The 5,448-nt window shown below is 66.9% G+C and carries 3 protein-coding genes; 2 read left to right on the top strand and 1 reads right to left on the bottom strand.

Annotated elements, in window-relative coordinates:
- Window positions 1-93: 93 nt before the first annotated feature.
- Window positions 94-600: a 30S ribosomal protein S9 gene (gene rpsI, locus HUU95_RS07430; RefSeq protein WP_174279535.1), complete on the top strand. Its 507-nt coding sequence runs from the start codon at window positions 94-96 to the stop codon at window positions 598-600.
- A 143-nt stretch (window positions 601-743) separates the two neighbouring features.
- Here rpsI and HUU95_RS07435 read toward each other — a convergent pair whose 3' ends face one another.
- Complete coding sequence (locus HUU95_RS07435; RefSeq protein WP_174279536.1) at window positions 744-1,085, bottom strand: hypothetical protein; 342 nt, start codon at window positions 1,083-1,085, stop codon at window positions 744-746.
- 459 nt (window positions 1,086-1,544) lie between these two features.
- Here HUU95_RS07435 and HUU95_RS07440 point away from each other — a divergent pair.
- The coding region (locus tag HUU95_RS07440) for a hypothetical protein (RefSeq protein ID WP_174279537.1) at window positions 1,545-5,448 on the top strand (3,904 nt) is incomplete at its 3' end.

Consider the following 5,448-nt stretch of genomic DNA (forward strand, 5'->3'; position numbering starts at 1 on the left):
GATGAACCCGAAGAACACCATCGGTCGCGTCGGCTCGAAGCACGCCGACGCCGCCGCCCCGACCGACACCACCACCAGCCACGCAGGTGAGGCATGATCGACGACAACCGCCAGTCGCTCGCCGACCTCGGTGCGCTCCAGACCGAGGCGGGCGTCACCCGCGAGCACGACGGCGTTTCGGCCGCGCCGCTGCGCGAGCAGCAGATCGACGCGCAGGGCCGCGCCTATGCCACCGGCAAGCGCAAGAACGCGATCGCGCGGGTGTGGATCAGGCCGGGGTCGGGCAAGATCGTCGTCAACGGTCGCGATCAGACCGAGTATTTCGCGCGGCCGACGCTGCGGCTCGTCATCAACCAGCCGTTCGACGTCGCCGAGCGCCGCGACCAGTACGACGTGATCGCAACCGTCAAGGGCGGCGGCCTGTCGGGCCAGGCCGGCGCGGTCAAGCACGGCATCAGCCAGGCGCTGACCCGCTTCGAGCCGGCGCTCCGCCCGGTCGTCAAGCACGCCGGCTTCCTGACGCGCGACCCCCGCGTCGTCGAGCGGAAGAAGTACGGCAAGGCGAAGGCGCGGAAAAGCTTCCAGTTCAGCAAGCGGTAATGCGGCGAAGCTAACGCTGAAAACGTCCTTCGCGTTTTCCGCGTTAGTGCTGACTCGCGGCGGGCCGGCCTGGCGGGCGGCGGAGCCTTGGCCGCCGAACCCGTCCGAAGCTCGGCGACCGCCATGCGGCGTCGGTGTGGTGGTTAGCGGCTGTTCCGGTGGAGGGTCTTTTCGATCAGCCAGAAGTGCAGAAGCTGGATGACAAGAACCGTGATCCCGATCCCGATGAGCGCCGGAAGAATCAGGCCTGCCTGACCGGGCCGGGTCCGCCCATTGAGGGACAGAATAATCATGCTGACGAATATGGAAATGGCCAATGCCGGGACCAGCGCAAGGGCTATGGGACGCGGGGCGTACCAAGTAACTTCCCCGGTGAACCACCATTGCATTGGCAGTCGATCTTCACACTGAAATCGTGCATTTTCCTTTAGCGCGAGACCACAGATAACCAAGCTAAAAAGAAGGGTAATGACAATCATGATCATGAGCTGAACTTCGGGAAATTCAGGATAGCATACAATGTGCTGACAAACATCACCGGATTGGTAACTTTCCGAACAAATATCTGGTCTGGAGCGAGACATGCCCGCCGTGCGCCGCAATATGTCGTGAAGTGGTGGAGAGCTGCCGGTCCGCTTTCGGGCAGGCAGATGGCGTAAGTGGACGTTTGTTCATGAAGCTCGCAATGGCAGCTACGCGCCTCAAGAGTTGCCGTTCAATAGGCTGATCTCTGATCCTAAAGCTGCCGCCGGAGTGTTCTAAGATGAAGTTTATTCTCGCCGTGTAGCGAACGCTGCTACCATTTCTCTAGCTGTGGTCGATCCGGCTTCCGCCAGAATGGCCAGGACCAAGGGCCCGCTAGCGCGAACATGATTGCTGAACCGCGATCCTCGCTATCGCGCGTTTCGCTTGAACGCGCGAGCGATCTTTCGCACATCTGGAGGGTGGCAGAAGAGGGGACCAGTATCGACACCGAGTCTGGCTCGAGCCCGGCATCGCGCGGTGCGGCCGGCGCCTATATCGAGGGCGAGCTCGGCGCGCTCTATCTGCTCGCGCTCCTGACCGGCAATAGGGGGCCGGGGCTGCCCAATGCGCGCGTCACGAGCGTGCGTTTCCAGGGCGTCGAGCAAGGTTTCAAGCTCGACGACTTCATCATTAACGGCATCGGCGCCAGAGGGGCTGCGCTGCTCGAAATCCAGTCGAAGCGCGACATCCAGTTTTCGCCAAAGGACGCGGTCTACAAGGACGTCGCCCATCAGATTGCCAGCAGCACGATCTGCGTCGTGCCGGCGGAGCGCCATCTGTTCGGGATCGCCACGCAGCGGACCAGCCGCAAGATTTCGGGGGCCTATCAGGATGTGCTGGGCTGGGCGCGCAGCGCCGAAACAGCGTACGAGTTCTTCACCCGGCTGGGCGCCAAGGGCGTGGCGAACGACGACATGCGCGTGTTCGTCGCGACGACGCGCGCGCATCTGGTCGCGGGCGGTGTCGCCGATGAGGATGAGGCGATCTGGCGGCGGCTCCGCCGGATGCTGATCCTCGAATTCGACTTCGAGGCAAGTGCGCCGATCGCGCGGACCTATGGTCTGGCGCTTGCGCGGATGGCGCTGGCCGACGAGCAGGTCGCACGCGCCGAGGCGCTGTGGAGCCGGCTGGTCGATCTCTCGATCCAGACGGGCACGCGAGGTGGCGAGATCGATGCAGCCGCGCTCAAGGCCAATCTCGCCGAGGCCGATTTTAAGCTTGCCGGTGAACGCGAGTACGGTCCGGCCCGCGCGCGGCTTGCCGAGCTCGCGCAAAACACGCTCGCGCAGATCGGGACGAGCGTCGCCAGCGTGACGCTGCCGCGGCTGGCGGCGGTGGCGACGCTCGACGAGGCGGCCGAGACGCAGCGCTTCATCGTCGTGCGCGGCGATACCGGTGTCGGCAAATCCTGGGTGTTGCGCCACTATGCCGAGCGCGTCGCTGCGCGCGCACCTATCGTCGTGCTCGACCGTGAGGCAACGCCGCCGGGCGGCTGGCTGTATCTGGCAAACGCACTCGGCATCGCAGGGTCGGCCGACGCCTTCCTGACCGATCTGGCGGCGAGCGGCGGGGCGTATCTCTTCATCGACGGCATCGACATGATCGACGATGCGGGACGGCAGCGCACGATCAGCGAATTGCTGCGGGCAGCTTGCGCCATCCCCGGCTTCACGGTGATCGCGACCGCGCGGCGGGCTGGCGCGAGCGACGGCATTCCCTGGCTCGACGCCGAAATCGCGACCGCGCTGGGCGGGCTGCACGCGGTCGAGGTTGGGGCGCTGTCGGACGAGGAAGTCGCGATCCTGATCGACCAGGCGCCAGAACTGCGCATGCTGCTCGACGCCAGTCATCCCGCAGCCCAGCTTGCGCGCAACCTCTACCGTCTGTCGCGCCTGCTCCGCGAACCGGGCGCGGCATCGGTGCGGACCGAAGCCGAGCTCGCGCAGCTGTGGTGGACCGGTGCCGATGGCGCGCCCGCGGCCGACGTGCGGGCGGCACAGCGTATCGTCGAGGCGCTGGCGACCGCCGCGCTCAAGGGCGAGGCCGAGATCGACCTCGCCGAGGATTCGCCGGCCCGCGATCATCTGCTGGCTGCGCAGTCGCTCCGCGAGGTCCGGCGCGACCGGCTCGATTTCTATCACGACGTGCTGCGCGACTGGGCGATCGGGAACTATCTCGCCGAAGACCCGTCCCGCCTCGCCGGCGTCGACCTGAGCAGGCCCGTGTCGCCGCGCGTCGCCCGCGGCGTGGAGATCGCCGCGCGGCTAGTGCTCGAGACGGGCAAGGATGCGAGCCTCTGGCTCGATCTGCTCGCGCATCTCTCGCCGCCCAGCGCCCACGGGTCGTGGCGTCGCCAGGCGATCCTCGCGCTGGTCCGATCCGAAGTCGCAATGGACGTGCTCGATAAGGCGAGCACGTCGCTCCTCGGCGAGGGCGGGGCGCTCCTCGCCGAACTCTCCACGACGATCGTGGCGGTCGAGACGCAAGCGGCGGCCGACATCATAACTCTGTCCGACGGATCGAAGGTCGACCTGCCGCGCTCGTACCGAACCGATGTAACGGGATCGTCGGTCCTGGTGCTGCGCTGGGCGCTCGGCCACGCCGCCGAGATGCCAATGTCCGCGATCGGCCCGGTGGTTAAGCTGGTCGAGGTCCAGACCTTCTTCCTCAAGATGCTTCCCTCGCTCGCCGAGCGAACCGCCCGGCTGCTGTTCGACTGGCTGTGCCAGCTCGATCTGCGCGACACGCCGGTTACCATCCCGGGCATGGACGGTCGCGCGCGCGGGGCGAGCGATGCGCGGCGGCAGACGATCGACAAGCTCCGGCTCATGGCGATGCTGCTCGGGTCGTTCGCGCCGGACGCACTCAAGGCCTATCTCACTGCGGTCACGAGCGACGGCGACCATCACAAGATGAAGGATCTGCGCCAATTCTCTAGCGTGATCGCGCCGGTCGCGCCGGCCGAGCTCGCGGCGATGGTCAAGGCGAGCCTGATCGAGAAGAAGGACAATCGGCGCGGGCGGGACCGGGCGATGGAGCGCGCTTTCAGCTTTGCCGACAGCGACTATCTGCCGCCGTCGCCCGCGCAACCACCGTTTCTCGACCTCCTGAACGCCGCGCCGGCTGAAGGACTGGCGCTGATCCGGGCACTGGTCGAGGAGGCGATCGCGTTTCGCACCGACGGGCGCGAGCCCGGCGACGATGGTATCGCAGTCGACTTTGGCGAGGGGCCGCGCTTCTTCCCCTGGGCCTGGAGCTATGGCTGGTCGCGGGGCCGCGGCAATGAATATGCGGCCGCCTCCGGGCTTTTGGCGCTGGAGGCGTGGAGCCAGAAGCGGCTCGATGACGGCGATCCGGTCGAGGCGGTGTTGGCCGACATTCTCGGACCTGAGGGGAGCGCCGCAGCCTATCTGCTAATCGCGATCGATGTTCTCCTATCGCATGGAACGATCGCGCGCGTGCCGCTCGCGCCGTTCCTCGCCAGCCCGCAGCTGCTCGCCGACGATCGCACCCGGCAGATCCATGATCAGATGGGGTCGGGGCTCGACACGTTTGGGCTGAAGGAAGAGCCGAAGGGTCCGGTGCGCATGGCCGATCTTCGAGCACGCCCCTCGCGCGGCTATTCGCTGGTCGACACCCTGCCGAATTTCCTTGCCGATGAGCCGGTCGGCAACGGGTTGCGGACAGCGCTCGCGGCCGCGGTCGAGACGCTTGAGCCTTTTGGCGCGCACGCGACGTTGAGCGACCCGGAGCTGGCCGGACGGAACGCGCTCAACCTCCTTACCCGGGCGAACTGGTTCGAGCGGGACGACGGCAATCTCGAATATCGCTCGCCGCCGGACGAGGCCGCGCATTTCGCGGCGCTCGAAGCCAAGCGCGACGTGTCGGTCCAGGCAAGCGGCATGGAAGCGCGCATTTCGATGGCCGCCGAGGGCGGCGACTACGCGACTGCCGATACCGCGCGCGACGCGGTCGCCTATGCCGAGGGCGGCGTGCCCAATGGCAGCGATACCGACGTGCTCCAGTCACGCTCGACGCGGTTGATCACGACGGCGCTGCTGGTCGCGCGCGACGGCGACGAAGCGCTGCTCGCGGCGAACGAGCCCTGGGTCCGGCAAGTGATCGCCATCGCGCTTGAGGAGAAATCCGATCGCGGCGGCGGCTCGCACGACACGCTGCGCTACAACCGCCCGGCGATTGCGATCCTGGCGCTGATCCATCTCTGGGCGCGGCAGGGCCAGACCGCCGACCGCGACGCGCTGGTCGCGCTGGCGACACGACAGGACCGGGCGCCGGCCCCCGCGGTTGCGGCAGCGGTCCAGC

This window comes from Sphingomonas bacterium, assembly GCF_903643065.1.
Taxonomy (GTDB): domain Bacteria; phylum Pseudomonadota; class Alphaproteobacteria; order Sphingomonadales; family Sphingomonadaceae; genus Sphingomonas.